The sequence below is a fragment of the Streptococcus australis genome (assembly GCF_901543175.1).
Classification (GTDB): domain Bacteria; phylum Bacillota; class Bacilli; order Lactobacillales; family Streptococcaceae; genus Streptococcus; species Streptococcus australis_A.
This window is the reverse complement of record NZ_LR594040.1, coordinates 1,619,687-1,644,617: the sequence shown is the minus strand read 5'-3', so window position 1 is coordinate 1,644,617 and position 24,931 is coordinate 1,619,687. Positions and strand designations below refer to the sequence as shown.

Annotated in this window: 27 protein-coding genes and 1 tRNA gene; 25 read left to right on the top strand and 3 right to left on the bottom strand. The window is 42.8% G+C overall.

What is annotated here, in order from left to right; translation table 11 throughout:
- Nucleotides 1-47 precede the first annotated feature (47 nt).
- From FGK98_RS08480 to pflA, 10 genes are all read left to right on the top strand, one after another.
- On the top strand, nt 48-344 hold the full coding sequence (locus tag FGK98_RS08480) for a hypothetical protein (protein ID WP_138100813.1): 297 nt from the start codon (nt 48-50) through the stop codon (nt 342-344).
- Nucleotides 345-356: 12 nt separating this feature from the next.
- Nucleotides 357-1,229 carry a 16S rRNA (adenine(1518)-N(6)/adenine(1519)-N(6))-dimethyltransferase RsmA gene (gene rsmA, locus FGK98_RS08475; protein ID WP_138100812.1) on the top strand — a complete coding sequence of 291 codons (873 nt, stop codon included), beginning with the start codon at nt 357-359 and terminating at the stop codon, nt 1,227-1,229.
- 1 nt (nt 1,230) lies between these two features.
- On the top strand, nt 1,231-2,109 hold the full coding sequence (gene rsgA / locus FGK98_RS08470) for a ribosome small subunit-dependent GTPase A (RefSeq protein ID WP_138101060.1): 879 nt from the start codon (nt 1,231-1,233) through the stop codon (nt 2,107-2,109).
- 10 nt (nt 2,110-2,119) lie between these two features.
- Nucleotides 2,120-2,776, top strand: a complete 657-nt coding sequence (rpe, locus tag FGK98_RS08465; RefSeq protein WP_138100811.1) for a ribulose-phosphate 3-epimerase — start codon at nt 2,120-2,122, stop codon at nt 2,774-2,776.
- Nucleotides 2,739-3,401, top strand: coding sequence for a thiamine diphosphokinase (locus FGK98_RS08460; RefSeq protein WP_138100810.1), 663 nt, complete (start codon nt 2,739-2,741; stop codon nt 3,399-3,401). Before rpe ends, FGK98_RS08460 begins: the two co-directional genes overlap by 38 nt.
- A gap of 1 nt (nt 3,402) precedes the next feature.
- Nucleotides 3,403-4,659: a DNA recombination protein RmuC gene (gene rmuC / locus FGK98_RS08455; protein ID WP_138100809.1), complete on the top strand. Its 1,257-nt coding sequence runs from the start codon at nt 3,403-3,405 to the stop codon at nt 4,657-4,659.
- Nucleotides 4,649-5,590: a 3'-5' exoribonuclease YhaM family protein gene (locus tag FGK98_RS08450; protein ID WP_138100808.1), complete on the top strand. Its 942-nt coding sequence runs from the start codon at nt 4,649-4,651 to the stop codon at nt 5,588-5,590. Before rmuC ends, FGK98_RS08450 begins: the two co-directional genes overlap by 11 nt.
- 104 nt (nt 5,591-5,694) lie before the next feature.
- Nucleotides 5,695-6,522: a pur operon repressor gene (gene purR, locus FGK98_RS08445; protein ID WP_138100807.1), complete on the top strand. Its 828-nt coding sequence runs from the start codon at nt 5,695-5,697 to the stop codon at nt 6,520-6,522.
- Nucleotides 6,523-6,588: 66 nt separating this feature from the next.
- Nucleotides 6,589-7,845: a diaminopimelate decarboxylase gene (locus FGK98_RS08440; protein WP_138100806.1), complete on the top strand. Its 1,257-nt coding sequence runs from the start codon at nt 6,589-6,591 to the stop codon at nt 7,843-7,845.
- Between the two features lie 117 nt (nt 7,846-7,962).
- The gene (pflA, locus tag FGK98_RS08435) at nt 7,963-8,757 is read left to right on the top strand and encodes a pyruvate formate-lyase-activating protein (RefSeq protein WP_001288281.1); all 795 of its coding nucleotides are present in this window, start codon (nt 7,963-7,965) and stop codon (nt 8,755-8,757) included.
- A gap of 75 nt (nt 8,758-8,832) precedes the next feature.
- Here pflA and yidC read toward each other — a convergent pair whose 3' ends face one another.
- Together yidC and FGK98_RS08425 are read right to left on the bottom strand one after the other, a co-directional pair.
- A complete protein-coding gene (gene yidC, locus FGK98_RS08430; protein ID WP_038804799.1) occupies nt 8,833-9,753 on the bottom strand; it encodes a membrane protein insertase YidC in 921 nt (306 codons plus the stop codon).
- Nucleotides 9,754-9,830: 77 nt separating this feature from the next.
- Nucleotides 9,831-10,109 carry an acylphosphatase gene (locus FGK98_RS08425; RefSeq protein ID WP_001174621.1) on the bottom strand — a complete coding sequence of 93 codons (279 nt, stop codon included), beginning with the start codon at nt 10,107-10,109 and terminating at the stop codon, nt 9,831-9,833.
- A gap of 33 nt (nt 10,110-10,142) precedes the next feature.
- On the opposite strand from FGK98_RS08425, the gene FGK98_RS08420 reads away from it, so the two are divergent.
- The 11 genes from FGK98_RS08420 (at nt 10,143) to FGK98_RS08370 (ending at nt 18,926) form a co-directional block, all read left to right on the top strand.
- Entirely contained in the window at nt 10,143-10,883 is a 741-nt protein-coding gene (locus FGK98_RS08420; RefSeq protein WP_138100805.1) for a TrmH family RNA methyltransferase, read from the top strand.
- Between the two features lie 54 nt (nt 10,884-10,937).
- Complete coding sequence (locus FGK98_RS08415; RefSeq protein ID WP_138100804.1) at nt 10,938-11,621, top strand: Bax inhibitor-1/YccA family protein; 684 nt, start codon at nt 10,938-10,940, stop codon at nt 11,619-11,621.
- 110 nt (nt 11,622-11,731) lie between these two features.
- Complete coding sequence (gene asnA / locus FGK98_RS08410; protein ID WP_138100803.1) at nt 11,732-12,724, top strand: aspartate--ammonia ligase; 993 nt, start codon at nt 11,732-11,734, stop codon at nt 12,722-12,724.
- A gap of 64 nt (nt 12,725-12,788) precedes the next feature.
- Nucleotides 12,789-13,328 carry a 16S rRNA (guanine(966)-N(2))-methyltransferase RsmD gene (rsmD, locus tag FGK98_RS08405; protein WP_138100802.1) on the top strand — a complete coding sequence of 180 codons (540 nt, stop codon included), beginning with the start codon at nt 12,789-12,791 and terminating at the stop codon, nt 13,326-13,328.
- On the top strand, nt 13,318-13,806 hold the full coding sequence (gene coaD, locus FGK98_RS08400; protein ID WP_138100801.1) for a pantetheine-phosphate adenylyltransferase: 489 nt from the start codon (nt 13,318-13,320) through the stop codon (nt 13,804-13,806). Before rsmD ends, coaD begins: the two co-directional genes overlap by 11 nt.
- The gene (locus FGK98_RS08395; protein ID WP_138100800.1) at nt 13,790-14,827 is read left to right on the top strand and encodes a SepM family pheromone-processing serine protease; all 1,038 of its coding nucleotides are present in this window, start codon (nt 13,790-13,792) and stop codon (nt 14,825-14,827) included. Before coaD ends, FGK98_RS08395 begins: the two co-directional genes overlap by 17 nt.
- A gap of 55 nt (nt 14,828-14,882) precedes the next feature.
- Nucleotides 14,883-15,113, top strand: a complete 231-nt coding sequence (locus FGK98_RS08390; protein WP_125394863.1) for a DUF1146 family protein — start codon at nt 14,883-14,885, stop codon at nt 15,111-15,113.
- A gap of 22 nt (nt 15,114-15,135) precedes the next feature.
- Entirely contained in the window at nt 15,136-16,416 is a 1,281-nt protein-coding gene (gene murA / locus FGK98_RS08385; RefSeq protein WP_138100799.1) for a UDP-N-acetylglucosamine 1-carboxyvinyltransferase, read from the top strand.
- The gene (locus FGK98_RS08380) at nt 16,406-16,597 is read left to right on the top strand and encodes a DNA-directed RNA polymerase subunit beta (protein WP_084948436.1); all 192 of its coding nucleotides are present in this window, start codon (nt 16,406-16,408) and stop codon (nt 16,595-16,597) included. The genes murA and FGK98_RS08380 overlap by 11 nt, the downstream gene beginning before the upstream one ends.
- Nucleotides 16,598-16,638: 41 nt before the next feature.
- Entirely contained in the window at nt 16,639-17,463 is an 825-nt protein-coding gene (locus tag FGK98_RS08375; protein ID WP_084948437.1) for a DNA/RNA non-specific endonuclease, read from the top strand.
- Between the two features lie 131 nt (nt 17,464-17,594).
- Nucleotides 17,595-18,926: a hemolysin family protein gene (locus tag FGK98_RS08370; protein WP_084948439.1), complete on the top strand. Its 1,332-nt coding sequence runs from the start codon at nt 17,595-17,597 to the stop codon at nt 18,924-18,926.
- An 80-nt stretch (nt 18,927-19,006) separates the two neighbouring features.
- Here the strand turns inward: FGK98_RS08370 and FGK98_RS08365 are convergent.
- A tRNA-Cys gene (locus FGK98_RS08365) sits at nt 19,007-19,077 on the bottom strand.
- Between the two features lie 308 nt (nt 19,078-19,385).
- Between FGK98_RS08365 and FGK98_RS08360 the strand changes: the two genes are divergently transcribed.
- The 4 genes from FGK98_RS08360 to FGK98_RS08345 all read left to right on the top strand — a co-directional run bounded on the left by FGK98_RS08360 (nt 19,386) and on the right by FGK98_RS08345 (nt 24,930).
- Nucleotides 19,386-21,365, top strand: coding sequence for a peptide ABC transporter substrate-binding protein (locus FGK98_RS08360; RefSeq protein ID WP_138100798.1), 1,980 nt, complete (start codon nt 19,386-19,388; stop codon nt 21,363-21,365).
- Between the two features lie 66 nt (nt 21,366-21,431).
- Complete coding sequence (locus tag FGK98_RS08355; protein WP_138100797.1) at nt 21,432-22,928, top strand: ABC transporter permease; 1,497 nt, start codon at nt 21,432-21,434, stop codon at nt 22,926-22,928.
- Nucleotides 22,928-23,854, top strand: a complete 927-nt coding sequence (gene oppC / locus FGK98_RS08350; RefSeq protein ID WP_138100796.1) for an oligopeptide ABC transporter permease OppC — start codon at nt 22,928-22,930, stop codon at nt 23,852-23,854. The genes FGK98_RS08355 and oppC overlap by 1 nt, the downstream gene beginning before the upstream one ends.
- A gap of 8 nt (nt 23,855-23,862) precedes the next feature.
- Nucleotides 23,863-24,930, top strand: coding sequence for an ABC transporter ATP-binding protein (locus FGK98_RS08345; protein WP_138100795.1), 1,068 nt, complete (start codon nt 23,863-23,865; stop codon nt 24,928-24,930).
- Nucleotide 24,931 lies beyond the last annotated feature (1 nt).

Below are 24,931 nucleotides of genomic sequence, written 5' to 3'. Positions count from 1 at the left end.
ATTCATTTTGATAGTATTCAAATAGAAATTTGTGAGGAAAGAGTGTTATGAAAATAATCGTTGATAGAGAGTCTATCTGTATGGGGGATGATGTATTGCCTCATGAGGTAGAATTTGAAGTTCCTGAGGATATGACAGTAGAGGAATTTTGTGACTTCCTTCAAAAGGATAGATATTTGCCTAGATTGGATACAGAATGGCTTCTCCGACATGGTGGGCAGACAATAGCAAGTTATCATACAGAAACAAAAGAACTGACGAATCCCAATATCTATTTAAAAGACCTGATTCATCAGAGTTCTAGAGGAAATGAATTTGTTTGGATATATCGTCGTTCATATTAGAAAAGAGAATAAATGAGAATTGCAGATTATAGCGTGACCAAGGCAGTGCTGGAGCGTCACGGTTTTACCTTTAAAAAGTCCTTCGGACAAAATTTTTTGACCGATACCAATATCCTTCAAAAAATTGTCGATACGGCTGAAATTGATGACCAGGTCAATGTCATCGAGATTGGACCAGGAATTGGTGCCTTGACGGAGTTTTTGGCTGAGCGCGCAGCTGAGGTCATGGCTTTTGAGATTGACCACCGTTTGGTACCGATTTTGGCAGATACCCTGCGTGATTTTGACAATGTGACCGTAGTCAATGAGGATATTCTCAAGGTTGACTTGGCCCAGCATATCCAGAATTTCAAAAATCCTGATTTGCCAATCAAGATAGTAGCCAACTTACCTTACTACATTACGACGCCTATCCTCATGCACCTGATTGAAAGTGGCATTCCTTTTAGTGAGTTTGTCGTCATGATGCAAAAAGAGGTGGCGGATCGTATCTCCGCTCAACCCAATACCAAGGCTTACGGTAGTTTGTCGATTGCTGTCCAGTATTACATGACAGCCAAGGTTGCCTTTATCGTGCCTCGTACGGTCTTTGTGCCAGCGCCAAACGTGGACTCAGCTATCTTGAAAATGGTCCGCCGCCCAGAACCTGCGGTAGCAGTAGAAGATGAGCAGCTCTTCTTTAAGGTTTCCAAGGCTAGTTTCACTCATCGTCGCAAGACCTTGTGGAATAACCTGACAGGCTATTTTGGCAAGACTGAGGAAATCAAGGAAAAGTTGACCAAGGCTTTGGATCAAGCAGGTTTGTCACCAAGTGTACGTGGAGAAGCTCTCAGCTTGGCAGAATTTGCTAGTTTAGCAGATGCGCTTAAAGGACAAGGATTCTAAGATGCAGGGACAAATCATTAAAGCCTTGGCGGGCTTCTACTATGTGGAGAGTGAGGGTCAAGTTTACCAGACGCGTGCGCGCGGGAATTTTCGTAAAAAAGGTCATACCCCCTATGTTGGGGATTGGGTAGATTTTTCTGCAGAGGAGAACTCAGAAGGTTACATTCTCAAGATTCACGAACGGAAAAATAGCCTGGTCCGTCCGCCTATTGTCAATATTGACCAAGCTGTGGTTATCATGTCGGCTAAGGAGCCGGATTTTAATAGCAATTTATTGGATCGCTTCTTGGTTCTTTTGGAGCGCAAGGGCATCCATCCCATCGTCTATATTTCTAAAATGGATTTGTTGGACGATAGGGGAGAACTGAATTTTTACCAACAAACCTATCGTGCTATTGGTTACGACTTTGTGACTAGTAAGGAAGAACTCTTACCGCTTTTGACAGCCAAGGTGACAGTCTTTATGGGGCAGACAGGTGTTGGGAAGTCAACTCTTCTTAACAAAATCGCACCAGACCTTAATCTTGAAACAGGAGAAATCTCAGATAGTCTTGGCCGTGGTCGCCATACCACTCGAGCTGTTAGCTTTTACAATCTCAATGGTGGTAAAATCGCGGACACGCCAGGATTTTCATCACTGGACTATGAAGTGTCAACGACGGAAGACCTCAATCAGGCATTTCCAGAAATTGCCACTGTCAGTCGAAACTGTAAGTTCCGTACTTGTACCCATACCCATGAGCCAGCATGTGCTGTTAAACCAGCTGTAGAAGAGGGCATCATTGCCAGCTTCCGTTTTGACAATTACCTACAATTCCTCAGTGAGATTGAAAATCGCAGAGAAACCTATAAAAAAGTCAGCAAAAAAATTCCAAAATAAGGAGAAACCTATGTCTCAATACAAGATTGCTCCGTCAATTCTGGCAGCAGATTATGCCAACTTTGAACGTGAAATCAAACGCCTAGAAGCAACTGGTGCAGAATATGCCCATATCGATATCATGGATGGTAACTTTGTGCCACAAATCAGCTTTGGTGCTGGTGTGGTTGAAGCTCTTCGTCCTCATAGCAAGATGGTCTTTGACTGCCACTTGATGGTAGCTAATCCTGAGCACCATTTAGAGGACTTTGCGCGTGCAGGTGCAGATATCATCAGCATTCACGTAGAGGCAACACCTCATATCCATGGTGCCCTCCAAAAGGTTCGTTCTCTAGGTGTCAAGCCATCTGTTGTCATTAATCCTGGCACACCTGTTGAGGCTATCAAGCACGTCCTTCACCTAGTGGACCAAGTCTTGGTCATGACAGTGAATCCTGGCTTCGGTGGACAAGCTTTTCTGCCAGAAACCATGGATAAGATTCATGAGTTGGTTGCCCTTCGTGAGGAAAAAGCCTTGAACTTTGAGATTGAAGTGGATGGTGGGATTGATGATCAAACCATTGCGCAAGCCAAAGAAGCTGGTGCGACCGTTTTTGTAGCAGGATCCTATGTCTTTAAGGGAGATGTCAATGAACGAGTGCAAACTCTCCGAAAACAACTGGACTAGGGTTGCAGTTTTTGCAGGCGGAGACCGTGGTCATTATCGGACGGATTTTGACTGCTTTGTCGGTGTGGATCGAGGATCGCTCTGGGTCTTGGAAGAAGACCTGCCTCTCGCTCTAGCAGTTGGGGATTTTGATTCTGTCACTGAAGAGGAACGTCAGTTGATTCAAAATCAATCCCTGCGCTTTGTTCAAGCTCAGCCAGAAAAAGATGATACCGATTTGGAATTGGCTCTCTTAACCATCTTTGAGCAAAATTCTCAGGCTCAAGTCACTATTTTCGGTGCTCTTGGTGGTCGCATTGACCACATGCTGGCCAATGTTTTTCTACCTAGCAATCCCAAGTTGGCACCTTATATGCGCCAGATAGCGATTGAGGATGGGCAAAACTTGATTAGCTATTGTCCAGAAGGGTCTAGTCAGCTTCAACCACGCTTAGACTATGACTATCTAGCCTTTATGCCGGTTCGGGATAGTCAGTTGACCATTCTCGGGGCCAAGTATGAGTTGACTGAGAAGAATTTTTTCTTTAAAAAAGTGTACGCTTCTAACGAATATATAGATAGGGAAGTTTCGGTGACTTGCCCAGATGGCTATGTAGTCGTACTGCATAGCAAGGACAGGAGATAGGATGGAGATTTTACTTGTTATTTTATTAGTTGCTAATCTTCTTGGGCTCTTTCTCATTTGGCAAAGACAGGATAAGCAAGAAAAATACCTTGCCAAGAGTTTGGAGGATCAAGCAGATCATCTGTCAGACCAGTTGGATTATCGCTTTGAACAAGCCAGACAAGCCAGCCAACTAGACCAAAAAGACTTGGAAGTGGCTGTTAGTGACCGTTTGCAGGAGGTCCGAATCGAGCTGCATCAAGGCTTAACTCAGCTTAGGCAGGAGATGAATGAGAACCTTCTCCAAACTAGAGATAAGACCGACCAACGTCTCCAAGCCTTGCAGGAATCAAATGAGCAACGTCTAGAACAAATGCGCCAAACAGTCGAGGAAAAGCTAGAAAAGACCTTACAGACGCGCTTACAGGCTTCCTTTGAGACAGTTTCCAAACAACTGGAGTCTGTCAATCGTGGTCTTGGAGAAATGCAGACGGTTGCCCGCGATGTCGGAGCCCTCAATAAGGTTCTCTCAGGAACCAAAACGAGAGGGATTTTGGGAGAATTGCAACTGGGGCAAATCATCGAAGACATCATGACACCAGCCCAGTACGAACGAGAATATGCAACGGTTGAAAACTCCAGTGAACGAGTGGAATATGCCATCAAGTTACCTGGGCAAAGCGACCAGGAATACGTCTACCTGCCGATTGACTCCAAGTTTCCACTGGCAGATTATTACCGCCTAGAAGAAGCCTATGAAGCAGGTGACAAGGACGAGATTGAGCGCTGTCGTAAGTCGCTCTTGGCAAGCGTTAAGCGTTTCGCTAAGGATATCAAGAGCAAGTATCTGGCGCCACCTCGGACGACCAATTTTGGAGTCTTATTTGTTCCGACAGAAGGACTTTATTCGGAAATCGTCCGCAATCCTGTCTTCTTTGATGATTTGAGACGGGAGGAACAGATTATTGTTGCTGGTCCAAGTACCCTATCAGCCCTGCTCAACTCCCTATCAGTTGGCTTCAAAACCCTCAATATCCAAAAGAGTGCCGACCATATCAGCAAGACCCTTGCCAGCGTCAAGACGGAGTTTGGCAAGTTTGGGGGAATTTTGGTTAAGGCACAAAAACATCTCCAACATGCCTCTGGCAATATTGATGAATTATTAAACCGTCGTACTACAGCTATCGAGCGGACGCTCCGTCACATTGAGTTATCAGAAGGTGAGCCTGCGCTTGATCTACTCCATTTCCAAGAAGATGAGGAAGAATATGAAGATTAGTCACATGAAAAAAGATGATCTGTTTGAAGGCTTTTACCTAATCAAATCAGCTGACCTGAGACAGACACGAGCTGGAAAAAACTATCTAGCTTTTACCTTCCAAGACGATAGTGGCGAGATTGAAGGGAAACTCTGGGATGCCCAGCCTCATAACATTGAGGCCTTTACCGCAGGGAAAGTGGTCCACATGAAAGGGCGCAGAGAAGTTTATAACAATACTCCTCAAGTCAATCAAATTACTCTCCGCCTGCCTCAGCCTGGCGAACCCAATGATCCAGCTGATTTCAAGGTCAAGTCACCAGTTGATGTTAAGGAAATCCGTGACTACATGTCGCAAATGATTTTCAAAATTGAAAATCCTGTCTGGCAGCGTATCGTTCGTAGTCTCTACACCAAGTATGATAAGGAATTCTACTCCTATCCAGCTGCCAAGACCAACCACCATGCCTTTGAAACGGGTTTGGCCTATCATACAGCAACCATGGTGCGCTTGGCAGAGGCCATTAGTGTTATCTATCCTCAGCTCAATAAGAGCCTCCTCTATGCGGGGATTATGTTGCACGACTTGGCCAAGGTTTTAGAACTCAGTGGTCCCGATCAGACTGAGTACACAGTGCGAGGCAATCTCATCGGTCATATCGCCCTAATTGATAGTGAAATCACCAAAGCAGTCATGGAGCTTGGTATTGATGATACTAGGGAAGAAGTAGTGCTACTGCGCCATGTCATCCTCAGTCACCATGGCTTGCTGGAGTATGGAAGTCCAGTCCGTCCGCGCATTATGGAGGCAGAGATTATTCATATGATTGATAATCTAGATGCCAGTATGATGATGATGACAACAGCTCTGGCTTTGGTAGATAAAGGAGAAATGACCAATAAAATCTTCGCTATGGACAATCGTTCCTTCTATAAACCGGATTTAGATTAATAATTTAAGAAAAACGAGCATTTTTTACGCAATAATGTTCGTTTTTTTATGTGAATGTGGTATAATGGATAAAATATCAAAATTAAATGGAATGGTAAATAAAAATGAAATTAAGAAGAAGTGATCGAATGGTTGTCATTTCCAACTATTTGATTAATAATCCATACAAACTAACCAGTCTCAATACCTTTGCGGAAAAGTACGAATCAGCTAAATCATCTATCTCAGAGGATATCGTGATTATCAAGCGTGCCTTTGAGGAAATCGAAATCGGCCATATCCAGACAGTGACTGGGGCAGGTGGTGGCGTTATCTTTACACCATCCATCTCTAGCCATGAAGCCAAAAAAATGATCGCAGACTTGCGTGACAAACTTTCAGAAAGCGACCGTATCTTGCCAGGTGGCTACATCTACCTATCTGATTTGCTCAGTACGCCTGCCATTTTGAAAAATATTGGGCGTATCATTGCCAAGAGCTTTATGGACCAAAAAATCGATGCGGTTATGACAGTAGCGACTAAGGGTGTTCCGCTTGCAAATGCAGTTGCCAATGTCCTCAATGTTCCTTTTGTTATCGTGCGCCGCGACTTAAAAATCACTGAAGGTTCAACGGTCAGTGTCAACTATGTATCAGGTTCAAGCGGTGACCGTATTGAGAAAATGTTCCTTTCAAAACGCAGCCTCAAAGCAGGCAGTCGTGTCTTGATTGTGGATGACTTCTTGAAAGGTGGCGGAACTGTCAACGGGATGATTAGTCTCTTGCGTGAGTTCGATTCTGAACTAGCTGGTGTCGCAGTCTTTGCAGACAATGCCCAAGAAGAACGTGAAAAGCAGTTTGATTACAAGTCACTCTTGAAGGTAACCAATATTGATGTCAAGAACCAATCCATAGATGTTGAGATTGGAAATATCTTTGACGAAGACAAATAAGAGATAGAACTAAAGGTTGGAACGATTGTCCCAGCCTTTCTTTGCAAACAGAATAGAAGGAAGCTTATGAAAACACCATTTATCAGCCGAGAAGATTTAGAAACAATTGTTGCAGAGTTCCCGACTCCCTTTCACCTGTATGATGAGAAGGGGATTCGCGAGAAAGCGCGAGCAGTCAACCAGGCCTTTTCTTGGAATAAGGGATTCAAAGAATATTTTGCAGTCAAGGCCACTCCAACCCCAGCCATCTTGAAAATCCTCAAAGAGGAAGGTTGTGGTGTGGACTGTTCTAGTTATGTAGAGCTCTTGATGAGCCACAAACTGGATTTTCCCGGTTCTGAGATCATGTTCTCTTCTAACAATACCCCAGACCAAGAGTACGCTTATGCGCGTGAATTAGGTGCGACCATTAACTTGGATGCCTTTGAAGATATTGAACATCTAGAGCGTGCAGCAGGCATTCCAGAAATCATCTCTTGTCGTTACAATCCTGGTGGTGTTTTTGAACTGGGGACAGACATTATGGACAATCCTGGAGAGGCCAAGTTTGGCATGACCAAGGACCAGCTTTTTGAAGCCTTTGCCATCTTAAAGGAAAAAGGAGCCAAGACATTTGGGATTCACTCTTTCCTAGCATCCAATACAGTGACCCATCTCTACTATCCAGAGTTGGCACGTCAGCTCTTTGAATTGGCTGTTGAAATCAAGGAAAAGTTGGGTATTTCGCTGGACTTTATCAATCTTTCTGGTGGAATCGGTGTCAATTACCGTCCAGACCAGGAGCCAAATGACATCGCTGTGATTGGTGAAGGGGTGCGTAAGGTTTATGAAGAAGTCCTCACATCTGCAGGTCTTGGGCAGGTCAAGATTTTCACTGAATTGGGCCGTTTTATGTTGGCACCTCACGGAGTTCTCGTCACAAAAGTCACTCATAAAAAGAAAACCTACCGTACCTATCTGGGCGTGGATGCCTCAGCAGTTAACCTCATGCGTCCTGCCATGTATGGAGCCTACCACCATATTACCAATCTGACCCATCCAGATGGGCCAGTTGAGGTCGTAGACGTGGTCGGTTCACTCTGTGAAAATAATGATAAATTTGCCATTAATCGCGAACTACCTCATACAGAAATCGGTGATTTGCTAGTAATTCATGATACAGGTGCACATGGATTCTCCATGGGTTATCAGTACAATGCCAAACTACGCTCGGCAGAAATCCTCTATACCGAAGAAGGGAAAGCCCGTCAAATCCGCCGTGCAGAGCGTCCTGAGGACTATTTCGCAACCTTGTATGGTTTTGATTTTGAACCCGATCATTAAAAAAATGAAAATGAAAGTGAAAAACAGATTGCTTTCTAAAAAATAGACAAAAATCTTGTTTTTCCCTCAAGTCGTGATATAATAAAACTATAAAACGGTTTCAAGGAAGGTGACGATATGTCTGAAGAAACAATTGACTATGGACAAGTGACAGGAATGGTGCATTCGACAGAGAGTTTTGGGGCGGTAGATGGTCCTGGGATTCGTTTTATTGTCTTTTTGCAGGGCTGTCACATGCGTTGCCAGTACTGCCATAACCCAGACACATGGGCTATGGAGACCAATAAATCACGTGAACGGACAGTAGACGATGTCTTGACAGAAGCCCTTCGCTATCGTGGTTTCTGGGGAGACAAGGGAGGAATCACTGTCAGTGGTGGAGAGGCTCTCTTACAGATTGATTTCTTGATCGCCCTCTTTACCAAGGCCAAGGAAAAAGGAATCCACTGTACCTTGGATACCTGCGCCCTTCCATTCCGTAATAAACCACGTTATCTCGAAAAGTTTAATAAACTCATGGCGGTGACAGACTTGGTTCTCTTGGATATCAAGGAAATCAACGAAGAACAGCACAAGATTGTCACTAGCCAAACCAATAAAAATATCTTGGCCTGTGCCCAGTATCTATCAGATATTGGAAAACCTGTTTGGATTCGCCACGTGCTAGTTCCAGGTTTGACGGACAGAGATGAGGACTTGATCGAACTCGGTAAGTTTGTCAAGACCCTCAAAAATGTTGACAAGTTTGAAATCCTACCTTATCATACCATGGGTGAGTTCAAGTGGCGTGAATTGGGAATTCCTTATTCGCTCGAAGGGGTAAAACCTCCAACAGCAGACCGTGTCAAGAATGCCAAGGAATTGATGGATACAGAAAGCTATCAAGACTACATGAAACGTGTTCATGGATAAAAAAGAAGCCTGATGGAGACATCGGGCTTTTGTGATGCATAAAAAGCCTAGTCTTTCAGCTAAGCTTTTTGAGTCTTATCTAGATCGTTGTTTGCCAGAGTTGCGGTTTTTCTTTTTCTTATTGGTCGTGATCGCTTGAGTCTGCTTAGGAGTCACATCTTTTCTTGCACCTGCAGAAGGACTGACTTTCGGAGGGTTCTTTTCGTATTCTTCACGTACTTTTTGACGAAGTTTTGGACGAACGACATAGTTGACGATAAACTGTTGGAGAATCATCATGAAACCACCGACAACCCAGTATAGTGTCACACTGGCTGGTGAGAAGAGTGAGAAGATAACAATCATGAGTGGGCTCATGTAGATCATTTTCTTAAGTTGTTCTCTTTGCATCTCGTCTTCTACTCCATGAAGCGAGAGGAGAGATTGGATGTAGTAAAGAATACCTGCAAAGGCTACGAGGAGCATGCTTGGTGAGCCAAGATCAATTCCCAAGAAGTTAGAACCAGCAACTCCTTCAGTGTGTTGGGCAGCAAAGAAGATAGCAGAGAAGAAAGGCATTTGGAGCAAGATAGGGAAACATCCGACGCCTCCTAGCATGCTGATACCATGTTCTTTTTGGGCGGCAAAGAGAGCTTGTTGAGCCTCAAGTTTTTCTTCTTGAGTTGTTGCTTCTTTGAGACGTGTTTGATGTGGTTCAAGCACGTGTTTGAGGGCGTTCATCTTTTCAGAGTGAAGCGTCGCCTTCCACGATTGGTAGATACCGAGTGGCAAGATAATCAAACGCACGATAATGGTGACGATGATAATCCCCATCCCAAAACCAAGTCCCATATCATTAGCAAAGTATTTGATGGCCTCTGCCATAGGCGCTCCGATGGTGTTCCAGATAAATCCAGTCGGTTCTCCAGTCGTTTTATCAACAGAAACACAGCCTGTCAAGATAAGTAGCATAGCCACTCCCATAGCTGAGAGGGCAAAACGTTTAATAGATTTCAATGTTCTCATTCCTTCTTTAAAAATTATACCTTTCTATTCTACTGTTTTTTTGTAAAATATACAATAGTTCTGGAGACCTAATTTGCGACTTTGAAGTCTGAATAGGATGAAAAGTTGCTCATCTGCACATCCAGATAGGTGACTTTTGAAAAAGGCGTTGGACCTTTACGGATTTCTTGGATAAATTTTGCCATAGTGGCAGAAGACTCTGCTTGAGCGAGAATTTCCACTGTACCATCGTCGTTATTCCAGACACGACCAGTGATGCCACCGATTTCAAGCGCTAGAGTATAAACGCCCCAGCGAAAACCAACACCCTGCACCCTACCTTGGGCAATCATTCTAACCTTTTGCATACTAACCCCCTTTAATTGTGTTATAATGTTTCTATGACTATTATAACCTCAAAAGCCAATTCTGTGGTGAAAAATGCCAAGAAATTGCATCAAAAAAAATATCGAAAATCTGCCTATTTGATTGAAGGTTGGCACTTGTTTGAAGAAGCTGTTCAAGCTGGAGTGACGATTGAAAAGGTCTTTGCCCTAGAAAGTTACCGAGATCAGCTAGCTGCTTTTCCTCAAACTATCTGGGTTTCAGAGGAGATTTTGCTGGATTTGGCAGATACGCAAACCCCTCAAGGCATTGTTGCAGTGATTCAAAAAGAAGAAGTGGGACAGCCTGATTTTAGTCAGGGTAAGTTTCTATTTTTAGAAGATGTTCAAGATCCTGGTAATGTGGGTACCATGATTCGGACTGCGGACGCTGCAGGTTTTACAGGGGTTATTGTCTCAGATAAGTCAGCAGATATATACAGTCTCAAGACCCTGCGTTCCATGCAAGGCAGTCATTTTCACTTGCCCATCTATCGGATGTCTCTTGCTTCCTTTGTAGAAGAGGCTAAGAAGACTGCTATGCCCATTCTAGCAACGACCTTATCCAAAGAATCCAAGGACTATCGTGAGCTTTCTCCCCTAGAAGACTTTGTTTTAGTCATGGGAAATGAAGGGCAGGGGATTAGTTCTGTCATGGCTGAGAGTGCTGATCAGCTGGTTCATATTGGCATGAAGGGTCGAGCAGAGAGTCTCAATGTTGCCATTGCCGCAGGCATTTTGATGTTTTATTTCAGCTAATTTATAAAAACTTTGTTATAATCAAGACATATTTATAGAAAAAGGAGAATCAGAATGAATCAAACAATTATTCAAGAACGTTCAGGTCTCAATCAATTTTACGCTAAGGTTTATGCCTTTGTGGGACTTGGGATTGGTCTGTCAGCTCTGGTGCCAGCTTTAATGTTGACAGTCTTTCAGGCTCAATTGATCTACTTTTTAATGCATGGCCGTCTCTGGTTGATGATTGCAACTTTTGCAGAACTTGCTCTAGTCTTTGTTGCAAGTAGCATGGCTGCTAAAAATAGCCCAGCAGCTCTGCCAGTATTTCTAGTATACTCGCTACTGAATGGCTTCACCCTTAGCTTTGTCGTAGCCTTCTATACACCTGGGACCGTCTTATCAGCCTTTGTATCCAGTGCCCTACTCTTCTTTGTCATGGCGGCAATCGGAATTTTCACCAAGAAAGATTTGAGTGGAATGGGTCGAGCTCTGATGGCTGCGCTTGTCGGGTTAATTATTGCTATGATCGTCAATCTATTTCTAGCCAATAGCTTCTTTGACTACATGATTAGTATTGCCATGGTCTTGGTTTTCTCAGGTTTGATTGCTTGGGACAACCAAAAGATTCGCTATGTTTATGAGCAGTCTAGAGGGCAAGTAGCAACAGGTTGGGTCATTTCAATGGCTCTCAGCATCTATCTAGACTTTATCAACCTCTTCCTTAGCATCTTACGAATCTTTGGTCGAAACGATTAAAAGTCTATAGAGTCAGTGTTCCAAAGAGCACTGACTTTTTCTTATTTACTCTTTTCTTTTCTTGGAAATAGGTGTATAATGCTTTTAATTAATTTTTTGAGGAGTAGCTTATGAAGAAAAGTTTTATCCAGCAACAAGAAGAAATTTCCTTTGTCAAAAACACTTTTACCCAGTATTTGAAAGATAAGTTAGAAGTTGTCGAAGTTCAAGGTCCTATCTTGAGTAGGGTCGGCGATGGGATGCAGGATAACCTTTCAGGTGTTGAAAATGCAGTAACTGTGAAGGTCTTGCAAATTCCAGATGAAACCTACGAGGTCGTTCATTCACTTGCTAAATGGAAACGCCATACCTTGGCTCGTTTTGGTTTCGGTGAAGGTGAAGGTTTGTTTGTCCATATGAAGGCCCTTCGCCCAGATGAAGATTCGCTAGATGCGACCCACTCTGTTTATGTAGACCAGTGGGACTGGGAAAAAGTGATTCCAAATGGACAACGCAATATCGCTTATCTTAAAGAAACAGTTGAAAAGATTTACAAGGCTATTCGTCTGACAGAGCTAGCAGTAGAAGCTCGCTATGATATCGAATCGATCTTGCCAAAACAAATCACCTTTATCCATACAGAAGAGCTAGTAGAACGTTACCCAGACTTGACACCAAAAGAGCGTGAAAATGCAATCTGTAAAGAGTTCGGTGCAGTCTTCTTAATTGGTATTGGTGGAGAATTACCTGATGGGAAACCTCATGATGGCCGTGCGCCTGACTACGATGACTGGACAACAGAGTCTGAGAATGGATACAAGGGACTGAATGGGGACATCTTGGTTTGGAATGAACCTCTTGATTGCGCCTTTGAGTTGTCATCAATGGGGATTCGGGTAGATGAAGATACCCTTCGTCGCCAAGTTGCCCTTACAGGAGATGAAGATAGACTTGAGCTGGAATGGCATAAAGCCTTGCTTAACGGTCTTTTTCCATTGACAATTGGTGGGGGTATCGGACAGTCCCGGATGGCCATGTTCCTTCTTCGTAAGAAGCACATTGGAGAGGTTCAGACTAGTGTTTGGCCACAAGAAGTCCGCGATACTTACGAAAATATCTTGTAGGGAATCGAACCGTAAGGTTCGGTTTTCTTTCTCTTTTTGCCTATAATTTGGTATAATAAACGGTATGAAAATCGTATCAGGAATCTACGGGGGGCGACCCCTCAAGACGCTAGAAGGCAAGACGACGAGGCCGACATCGGATAAGGTGAGAGGAGCTATCTTTAACATGATAGGTCCCTATTTTGAGGGTGGTCGTGTCTTGGATCTTTATGCAGGCAGTGGCGGTCTGTCTATTGAAGCTGTGTCAAGAGGCATGTCCCATGCTGTTTTAGTAGAACGGGATCGAAAGGCTCAAGCTGTCATCGCTGAAAATATCCAGATGACCAAGGAAGTTTCTAAATTTCAGCTCTTAAAGATGGAAGCTGAGCGTGCTTTGGAGCAAGTAACAGGTCTCTTTGATCTGGTCTTTTTAGATCCTCCTTATGCCAAGGAACAAATCGTTGCAGATATCGAAAAAATGGCAGAGAGAAATCTCTTCTCTGAAGAAGTCATGGTCGTCTGCGAAACCGATAAGTCTGTAGAACTCCCAGAAGAAATTGCCTGTCTCGGTATCTGGAAGGAAAAAATTTATGGAATTAGTAAGGTGACAGTCTATGTCAGATAAGATTGGTTTATTCACAGGTTCATTTGATCCGATGACAAATGGACATCTGGATATCATTGAACGTGCTAGCAAACTCTTTGAAAAGCTCTATGTCGGGGTGTTCTACAACCCCCACAAACAAGGCTTTCTCCCTGTTGAAAATCGCAAACGGGCAGTCGAAAAAGCTGTGGCGCATTTAGATAATGTAGAGGTGTTGGCTTCTCATGACCATCTAGTCGTCAATGTTGCAAGAAGACTGGGGGCTAAAACCCTTGTTCGTGGCTTGCGGAATGCTACAGACTTACAATACGAGGCTAGTTTTGATTACTACAATCATCAACTGGCTCCAGAGATTGAGACTGTCTACCTACATAGTCGCCCAGAGCATCTCTATATCAGCTCTTCGGCCGTGAGAGAACTTCTGAAGTTTGGTCAGGAGATTCAGCAATATGTCCCAAACAGTGTTGTGGAGGAATTAGAACATGAAGAAAAAAACTAGATGGCCCTTATATGTCATCCTAGCACTAGTATTGACTTTTTTAGCCTTTGTAGTACCTTTACCATACTACATAGAAGTTCCAGGTGGAGCGGAAGATATTCGTCAAGTTTTAAAAGTCAATGAAACAGAAGACACAGAAGCAGGAGCTTACCAGTTTGTGACAGTTGGGATTCGACATGCAACCCTGTCGCATCTTGTCTATGCTTGGTTAACACCTTTCACGGATATTAGAAGCGCTCAGGAGACTACGGGTGGCTCTACTGATGCAGAGTTTATGCGGATCAATCAGTTCTACATGCAGACATCCCAAAATATGGCCAAGTATCAAGGCTTGAAGACGGCAGGCAAGGATATCGAACTCAAGTACTTGGGAGTTTATGTCTTGACCGTGACGGACAATTCAACCTTCAAAGGCATTCTGAACATTGCGGATACCGTTACGGCTGTTAATGATAAGACGTTTGACAGTTCCAAAGACTTGGTTGACTATGTCAATTCTCAAAAACTAGGGGATCCAGTCAAGGTAACCTACGAAGAAGACGGAAGAGTCAAGACTGCTGAAGGTAAAATTATCACTCTCGAAAACGGAAAAAACGGGATTGGGATTGGTCTGATTGACCGTACGGAAGTGACCAGTGATGTTCCGATTCGCTTTTCAACAGCTGGTATCGGCGGGCCAAGTGCCGGTCTCATGTTTAGTCTAGCTATCTACACCCAAATTGCGGATCCAGGTCTTCGTAATGGTCGTATCGTAGCAGGTACAGGTACCATTGATCGCGATGGAAATGTTGGCGACATCGGTGGAATTGACAAAAAAGTAGTTGCAGCCTCTCGTCAGGGAGCCAACATCTTTTTTGCTCCTGACAATCCAGTCACCGAGGAAGCGAAAAAAGCAGATCCCAATGCGAAAAGCAACTATGAAACAGCCTTAGAAGCTGCTAAAACTATCAAAACAGAGATGAAAATCGTGCCTGTAAAAACCTTGCAGGATGCGATTGATTATCTTAAAAACAACCCCTAATTCGTAGAAAAATCGAAAACTAGCGCACAAGCGGATAAGATGGTATAATAGTCAAATGGTTCAATTATTATTCACTTTAAGTAGTCATATACTCTTTATTTATTTGAGTTTTTACCTTTTGAAGGATCTTGTGAGATGGGAAAAGGTTTTAAAAGTGACCGCTACTAACACAAAAAAAGTTCGTTTGTTGGTAGGCTTCTTTAGTATTGTAATGGGCTACATCTTGAGTTCATTCTTTATCAGTTTGTACCAACTGTGGCAAGAAGCGTTTATAGGACTGTTATAAAATCAAAAGTAAAGGAAAAACTATGGAAAAAATTGTGGTTCAAGGCGGAGATAATCGTCTGGTCGGGAGTGTGACCATCGAGGGAGCAAAGAATGCCGTCTTACCTTTGTTGGCAGCGACTATTCTAGCAAGCAAGGGTAAGACAGTCTTGCAGAATGTTCCAATCTTGTCAGATGTTTTCACCATGAATCAAGTGGTTCGAGGTCTGAATGCCAAGGTGGACTTTGATGAGGAAGCTCATGTTGTCGAGGTCGATGCGACTGGTGATATCACTGAGGAAGCTCCGTATAAGTATGTCAGCAAGATGCGGGCATCCATCGTTGTCTTGGGACCAATCCTTGCTCGTGTAGGCCATGCCAAGGTATCCATGCCAGGAGGTTGCACTATTGGGAGTCGTCCGATTGATCTCCACCTCAAGGGTTTGGAAGCTATGGGGGCTAAGATCAGCCAGACAGCTGGTTACATTGAAGCCAAGGCGGAATGCCTGCATGGCGCTCATATCTACATGGACTTTCCTAGTGTCGGCGCAACACAAAACCTGATGATGGCAGCAACTCTAGCTGATGGTGTGACAGTGATAGAAAATGCTGCGCGTGAACCCGAAATTGTTGACCTTGCTATTCTCCTTAATGAAATGGGGGCCAAGGTCAAGGGAGCTGGTACCGAAACAATCACAGTGACTGGTGTCGAGGAACTCCATGGTACGACTCATAATGTGGTACAGGACCGTATCGAAGCTGGGACCTTTATGGTAGTGGCAGCTATGACAGGTGGAGATGTCCTCATTCGAGATGCAGTCTGGGAACACAATCGCCCCTTGATTGCCAAACTCCTTGAAATGGGAGTTGAGGTGACAGAGGAGTCGGAAGGTATTCGTGTCCGTTCTCAACTGGAAAATCTCAAGGCTGTTCATGTAAAAACCTTGCCACATCCAGGATTCCCGACAGATATGCAGGCTCAATTTACAGCCTTAATGACTGTTGCAAAAGGGGAATCCACTATGGTGGAAACTGTATTTGAGAATCGGTTCCAACATCTGGAGGAAATGCGTCGAATGGGCTTGCATTCGGAGATTATCCGTGATACAGCCCGTATCGTAGGAGGACAAGCTTTACAGGGAGCAGAAGTTTTATCAACAGACCTTCGTGCCAGTGCGGCCTTGATTCTGACAGGTTTGGTAGCGCAAGGGGAGACAGTTGTCGGTAAATTAGTCCACCTTGACAGAGGCTACTACCGCTTCCATGAGAAGTTAGCTCAGCTAGGAGCAAAGATTCAGCGGATTGAGGTTAAGGATGAAGAATAAAAACATACGTTATGTAGTCCGTCGCTTACTGTTGATTTTTATCGTACTCTTGCTGGGATTCCTTGCTTTAGGAATCGGCTTGATGATTGGCTACGGGATTCTAGGAAAGGGACAGGATCCATGGGCGATTTTGTCTCCAGCGAAATGGCAAGAATTGATTAGTAAATTTACAGGAAATTAGGCTGGGAGACCAGTCTTTTTTCTAGAGATATAAGGAGAGATATGGACAAGAAAACAAGACAGGCTCTGATAGGGATACTCATATTCTTACTATTATCTGCTGGTAGCTATTACATCAAGCAGATGCAGTCAGCGCCAAACACCCCTAAAACTAAGGTTAGTCAGAAAAGACAGGCTTCAGAAGCTCCTAGTCAGGAGTTGGCAGAGAGTGTCTTAATCGAGTCAATCAAGAATCAAATAAAAGGTGGTCTAGAATGGAATGGGGCAGGTGCCTTTGTCGTCAACGGCAATAAAACCAATCTAGATGCCAAAGTTTCTAGCAAACCCTACGCGGATAATAAAACAAAACCAGTCGGGAAAGAGACAGTCCCAACGGTTGCCAATGCTCTCTTATCCAAAGCGACTCGACAGTATAAAAATCGTGAAGAAACAGGCAATGGCTCAACCTCTTGGACTCCGCCGGGATGGCATCAGGTTAAAAATCTAAAGGGAACCTATACGCACGCAGTAGATAGGGGGCACTTGTTGGGTTATGCCTTGATAGGTGGATTGGATGGCTTTGATGCTTCTACTAGCAATCCCAAAAACATTGCAGTTCAGACAGCTTGGGCCAATCAGGCTCAGGCTGAAGATTCGACAGGGCAGAACTACTATGAGAGTTTGGTTAGGAAAACCTTAGACCAGAATAAGAGAGTCCGTTACCGGGTAACTCTCCATTATGCTACAAATGAGGATTTGGTTCCATCTGCTTCACAAATTGAAGCCAAGTCTTCGGATGGCGAATTGGAATTCAACGTCCTGATTCCAAATGTTCAAAAGGGTATCCAACTTGATTACCGAACAGGTCAGGTCACGGTGACAAACTAGAAAAAAGGAATAAAAACTGCTCCCTTGTCCATCATTGATAAGGGAGCGATTGTATAAATTAGAAAATAATGTGATTCCTAGGCCGATTTATGATATAATGGAACACAAGATACTATTTTAGGAGAAAGACCATGGAAGACCCGAGCAGTCAGGATTTGTTACTGCAATTTGTACTTTTAGTTGTATTGACCTTTTTAAATGCCTTTTTCTCAGCTGCAGAAATGGCTATGGTGTCACTAAATCGTGCCCGAGTAGAGCAAAAAGCAGAAGAAGGCGATAAACGCTATATCCGTTTGCTAAAGGTACTTGAAAACCCTAATCACTTTTTATCAACAATTCAAGTCGGTATCACCTTGATCACGATCTTGTCAGGGGCAAAATTGGCAGATACACTTGGACAAGTAATTGCCTCTTGGATGGGGAGTGGAGAAACAGCTTATGCCATTGCAAGTTTCCTCTCTTTGGCATTCTTGACCTACATCTCTATTGTTTTTGGTGAACTCTATCCTAAACGGATTGCCCTCAATCTCAAAGATGCCTTAGCCATTCGCTCTGTTCCGATAATTATTGGTCTTGGGAAGATTGTCAGTCCCTTTGTCTGGTTGCTCTCTGCTTCAACCAATCTCTTGAGTCGTTTAACACCAATGACCTTTGATGATGCAGATGAAAAAATGACTCGAGATGAAATTGAGTACATGTTGACCAAGAGTGAGGAAACCTTGGATGCAGACGAAATCGAGATGTTACAAGGGATTTTCTCACTAGATGAACTGATGGCGAGAGAAGTCATGGTTCCTCGGACAGATGCCTTTATGGTGGATATTCAGGATGATAGCCAAACCATTATCCAAAGTATTTTAAAACAAAACTTTTCCCGTATCCCAGTTTATGATGGGGATAAGGACAATGTGATTGGGATTATTCACACCAAGAGTCTTCTTAAGGCAGCCTTTGAGGACGGTTTTGACAATATTGTCTGGAAGAGGATCTTACAAGATCCACTCTTTGTCCCTGAAACCATTTTTGTGGATGACTTGCTAAAAGAACTGCGAAATACCCAAAGACAGATGGCCATTTTGCTAGATGAATACGGTGGTATGGCTGGTCTGGTGACCCTGGAAGACCTCCTAGAGGAAATCGTTGGGGAAATCGATGACGAAACAGATAAAGCGGCAATAGATGTTTATCAAATCGGCGAGGATACTTACATCGTTCAAGGAACGATGACTCTCAATGACTTCAATGCCTATTTTAATGTTGAATTGGAAAGCGATGACGTTGATACCATCGCAGGCTACTATCTAACTGGGGTAGGAACCATTCCTACAACTGAAAAAATCAGTTTTGAGTTGATTAGCCAAAACAAACAAATCAAACTCACCAACGACAAGGTGAAAAACGGACGTGTTACCAAGGTAAAAGTTCAAATCACTGAAATAGAAAATGAAGAAGAAACAGAATAAAGGAGCTTGAGACACCGTCAGGTGCCCAAGCTCCCGTTTATAAGAAAAAAGACTCACGTGGAGTCTTTTGGTTTACTATAAGGCGGTAGACGGATTTGAACCGACGATCAAGCTTTTGCAGAGCCGTGCCTTACCACTTGGCTATACCGCCTCAACGTTTATTATTATACCTTGAAAATGATTCTACGTCAATAGTTTCTTAAACGAAAATCCAATTTAGGAAACTTTCCCTTTTTATGACAGGCTTTAAAACCGAGAGAGAAAGTCAGGAAATCAGTCTTTACGGGCTGTGAATTTGCCATTCTAATCACCTAGATAGTAAACAAAGAGTATAGAAATTTGACAAATGAAAGTTTTTTGAGAGTATACGCCTAAATATTCTGAAAATTCGTTTACTTTTTCGATAATATATGATATAATTGATGACAAGCCTAATTTTTTTTAAGAGGAGTTAACAATATGAAAAAAAGTAGAGTATTTGTTGCGGCAGGAATTGCTCTATTAGCAACTGGCGTTTTAGCTGCTTGCGGTTCTTCAAAATCATCTGATTCAACAGCGCCAAAAAATTATGGTTATGTTTATTCAGCTGACCCAGAAACATTGGATTACTTGATCTCAGGAAAACAAAGTACCAAAATTGCCACTTCAAATGGTATTGATGGCCTTTTTACAAATGATAAATATGGGAATTTGACTCCTGCAGTTGCAGAAGACTGGTCAGTCTCAAAAGACGGTTTGACTTATACCTACAAGATTCGTAAAGGTGTCAAATGGATGACATCAGATGGCGAAGAATATGCTGAAGTAACTGCCAAGGACTTTGTAAATGGCTTGAAACACGCAGCTGATAACAAGTCACAAGCAATTTACCTAGCAGAAAATTCTGTTAAAGGTTTGTCTGATTATTTGGCAGGTAATACAAAAGACTTTTCTTCAGTTGGTGTGAAAGCAGTTGATGATTATACTCTTGAGTATACCTTGAATCAACCAGAGCCATACTGGAACTCTAAGATGCCTTACTCAATCTTCTGGCCATTGAACGAAGAATTTGAAAAATCAAAAGGAGCTGACTTTGCTAAAGCAACTGACCCTACATCCTTGCTTTACAATGGTCCATTCTTGCTCAAAGGCTTGACTGCTAAGTCTTCTATCGAATTCGCTAAGAATGAAAACTACTGGGACAAAGACAATGTTCATCTTGATAAAGTAACCCTTGCTTTCTATGATGGGTCAGACCAAGAGTCTCTTGAACGTAACTTTACAAGCGGAGCTTATAGCTATGCCCGTCTCTTCCCTACAAGTTCAAACTACTCTAAAGTAGAAGAGACCTACAAGGAAAATATCTTCTACACTCCATCAGGACCTGGTATTTTTGGTCTAGGTGTCAATATTGACCGTCAAGGTTACAAATATACTTCTAAAACAACGGATGAAGAGAAGACTTCGACTAAGAAAGCCCTTCTTAACAAAGACTTCCGTCAGGCTTTGAACTTTGCCTTTGACCGTACTTCCTATTCAGCACAAATTAATGGTAAAGAAGGAGCTCCCCTTGCCGTTCGTAACCTCTTTGTGAAACCTGACTTTGTTTCTGCAGGCGAAAAAACTTTCGGTGACTTGGTAACTGAAAAGATGGCTGCTTACGGTGATGAGTGGAAGAACGTAAACTTTGCTGATGGTCAGGATGGCCTTTTCAATGCCGATAAAGCTAAAGCCGAATTTGCCAAAGCTAAAACTGCTTTGGAAGCAGAAGGTGTGAAATTCCCGATCCACTTGGATATTCCAGTAGATCAAACAGATAAGGGCTTTGTTGCTCGTATCCAATCCTTCAAACAAACAGTAGAGAAGGTACTAGGGACAGAAAACGTAGTCGTTGATATTCAACAAATTTCGAAAGACGAGTTGCACAATATCACCTATTATGCGCCTAATGCCGCAGCAGAAGATTGGGATCTCTCAGGGGCAGTTGGATGGAACCCAGACTACCAGGATCCATCAACTTACCTTGATATCTTGAAAACCACTAATGCTGAACAAACAAAAACATACATGGGTTACGAAGGCGCAGATAATGCTGCAGCTGCCCAAGTTGGTTTGAAAGAATACGATAAGTTAGTTGATGAAGCAGGAAAAGAAACTAGCGACTTGAATGTTCGTTATGAAAAATACGCGGCAGCTCAAGCTTGGTTGACAGACAGCTCTCTCTTCCTTCCTGCTATGTCAGGTAGTGGTGCAGCGCCATTCATTTCTCGTGTAGTACCATTCTCAGCATCTTATAGCCAATCTGGAGATAAAGGCTCAGATGTATACTTCAAGTATATTCAGTTACAAGACAAGGTTGTAACCAAAGCTGACTATGAACAAGCTCGTGAGAAATGGCTCAAAGAGAAAAAAGAATCAAACGAAAAAGTTCAAAAAGAATTGGCTAATCACGTTAAATAAATAACTCTCAAGAGAACTTTCTCTCCATGAGGAGAAGGTTCTTTTGGGATTTTAAAAGGAAACGATATGAAGAAATATATTTTTATGCGTGTATTGCGTTCATTGTTGTCTATCTTCTTAGTGACAACCTTGACCTACACGATTATCTATACGATGGTTCCTCGGAAATTGATTTTCAAGCAGGATACCAACTATAACAAAATTGCAACGACGCCTGATAAGCGGGACAATTATGAAAACACCGTTTATGAGCGGATGGGCTATATCGAGTACTACGATACCAAGGAGTTGCAAGAAAAAGCGAGCACAATGGACTCATCTGTAACAGTAGATGCCAATGAGACTAATAAGGAAATCTACGAAAAATACATCAACCAACTAGGAAATGGTTGGACGCTGGGTGTATTCTCAGAAAGTGGTCAATTCTATGCTACGCGTGAAATTCCGATTTTTGAACGTGTTTTCAAATTCTATGCCAACTTAATTGATATTGATCATACAAACAAGATTCAAGACCCTGAAAATCCAAACTTGCAACGCTATCTTCGTTTTGAAAATGACCCTGCTATCGGTTGGTCATTAGTTGGTTCAGGTACAAAACATAAATATCTTTTGTATTTCAACAACCAATTCCCATTTGTCCACCAAAACTTTGTGAACATTAACTTGGGTGATTCTTACCCAACTTATGCAAACACACCAGTGCTTCAAGTTATCACACAAGGTCAGGGACAAACTAAGACAGGAGAAGTTCAATTCCCAACGGGTAAAAAGACTTCATCTGTAGATATCTACTCTCGTACCTACAAATCACCAAGTCAAGCAGACGCACGTGAGGTGGCAAACTTTGGTAAGGACGATCCTTACACGGCTACAGAAAGCAATTACCAATACCCATCTATGATTGCAAGTTCAGCTGTTGCTGGTTTGATTGGTTTGATTATTTCGTATGCTATCGCTATTCCTCTTGGATCTGCTATGGCTCGCCACAAGAATACTTGGATTGACAGCTTCTCGACAGGTGCTCTGACCTTCTTGCTTGCCCTTCCAACGATTGCCTTGGTTTACATCGTGCGTTTGATTGGATCATCCATTGGTCTTCCAGATTCATTCCCTATCTTGGGAGCTGGGGACTGGCGTTCTTATGTCTTGCCGGCAGTCATTCTAGGTTTGTTGGGAGCACCAAGTACGGCTATCTGGATTCGTCGTTACATGATTGACTTGCAATCACAGGACTTTGTACGTTTTGCTCGTGCCAAAGGTTTGTCTGAGAAAGAAATTTCAAACAAACACATCTTTAAAAATGCCATGGTTCCTTTGGTGTCAGGTATTCCTGGTGCCGTAATCGGAGTTATTGGTGGTGCAACATTGACAGAAACAGTCTTCGCCTTCCCAGGTATGGGTAAAATGTTGATCGACTCTGTTAAGGCATCAAACAACTCAATGGTAGTTGGTCTCGTATTCATCTTCACATGTATTTCTATCTTCTCACTCTTTGTAGGAGATATCTGGATGACCATGCTTGATCCACGTATTAAATTGACAGAGAAAGGAGGCAAATAATGTCAACAATCGGAAAAGAAAAATTTCAGTTCGTAAAACGTGACGATTTTGCCTCTGAAACAATTGACGCCCCTGCCTATTCATATTGGGGTTCTGTATTTAGACAATTTCTAAAGAAAAAATCAACAGTCGTTATGTTGGGGATTTTGGTTGCCATTATCTTGATGAGCTTTATTTATCCAATGTTCTCAAATTTTGACTTCAACGATGTAAGTAAGGTCAATGACTTTTCTGCTCGTTTTATCAAACCAAATGCTGAACATTGGTTTGGTACAGATAGCAATGGTAAATCCTTGTTTGACGGGGTTTGGTTTGGTGCGCGTAACTCTATCCTCATCTCTGTCATTGCCACTTTTATCAACCTTGTAATTGGGGTGATTGTTGGTGGAATTTGGGGAATTTCAAAATCTGTTGATCGTGTCATGATGGAAGTTTATAACATTATTTCAAATATTCCGTCTCTCTTGATTGTCATTGTCTTGACTTACTCAATCGGTGCTGGTTTCTGGAATTTGATTTTTGCCATGAGTGTGACAACTTGGATTGGGATTGCTTATATGATTCGTATCCAAATCATGCGTTACCGTGATTTGGAATACAACCTTGCTTCTCAAACACTTGGGACACCAACCTTTAAAATCATCGTTAAAAACATTATGCCGCAGTTGGTATCCGTTATTGTTTCTACGATGACCTTGATGTTGCCAAGCTTCATCTCTTATGAAGCCTTCCTTTCCTTCTTTGGATTGGGATTGCCTGTAACAGTGCCAAGTCTGGGACGTTTGATCTCAGATTACTCACAAAACGTTACGACCAACGCCTACTTGTTTTGGATTCCGTTGACAACCTTGATCTTAGTGTCCCTATCTCTCTTCGTTGTTGGTCAAAACCTAGCGGATGCTAGTGATCCACGTACACATAGATAGGAGTAGACATGACAAAAGAAAATAATGTAATTTTGACTGCTCGCGATATTGTCGTGGAATTTGACGTTCGTGACAAAGTTCTGACAGCTATCCGAGGAGTTTCTCTAGACCTGATTGAAGGGGAAGTTCTTGCCTTGGTAGGTGAGTCAGGTTCTGGTAAATCAGTTTTAACAAAGACCTTTACAGGGATGTTAGAAGATAATGGACGTATTGCCCAAGGAAGTATCGACTATCGTGGACAAGACTTGACAGCCTTGACTTCTAACAAGGAATGGGAGAAGATTCGTGGTGCTAAAATTGCGACCATCTTCCAAGACCCTATGACAAGTTTGGACCCAATCAATACAATCGGTAGCCAAATCACTGAAGTTATCGTTAAACACCAAGGAAAAACAGCCAAGGAAGCCAAAGAGATGGCAATCGACTATATGAACAAGGTCGGAATTCCAGATGCTGAAAAACGTTTTGACGAGTATCCTTTCCAATATTCTGGAGGGATGCGTCAACGTATCGTTATCGCGATTGCCCTTGCATGTCGTCCAGATATCTTAATCTGTGACGAGCCAACAACGGCCCTTGATGTAACCATTCAAGCGCAAATCATTGATTTGCTTAAAACTTTACAAAATGAGTACCACTTTACCATTATCTTTATCACCCATGACCTTGGTGTGGTAGCAAGTATTGCGGATAAGGTAGCGGTTATGTATGCTGGGGAAATTGTAGAATACGGAACTGTTGAGGAAGTCTTCTACGACCCACGTCATCCATATACTTGGAGTCTCTTGTCTAGCTTGCCTCAGCTTGCTGACGATAAAGGAGAATTGTACTCTATCCCAGGAACACCACCGTCTCTTTATACTGAGTTGAAAGGTGATGCTTTTGCCCTTCGTTCAGATTATGCTATGCAAATTGACTTTGAACAAAAAGCACCTCAGTTTTCAGTCACTGATACTCACTGGGCTAAGACTTGGTTGCTTCATGAGAATGCTCCTAAAGTTGAAAAACCTGAGGTCATCGCAGATTTGCATGACAAAATTCGTGATAAAATGGGCTTTGCTCATCTAGAAGACTAGG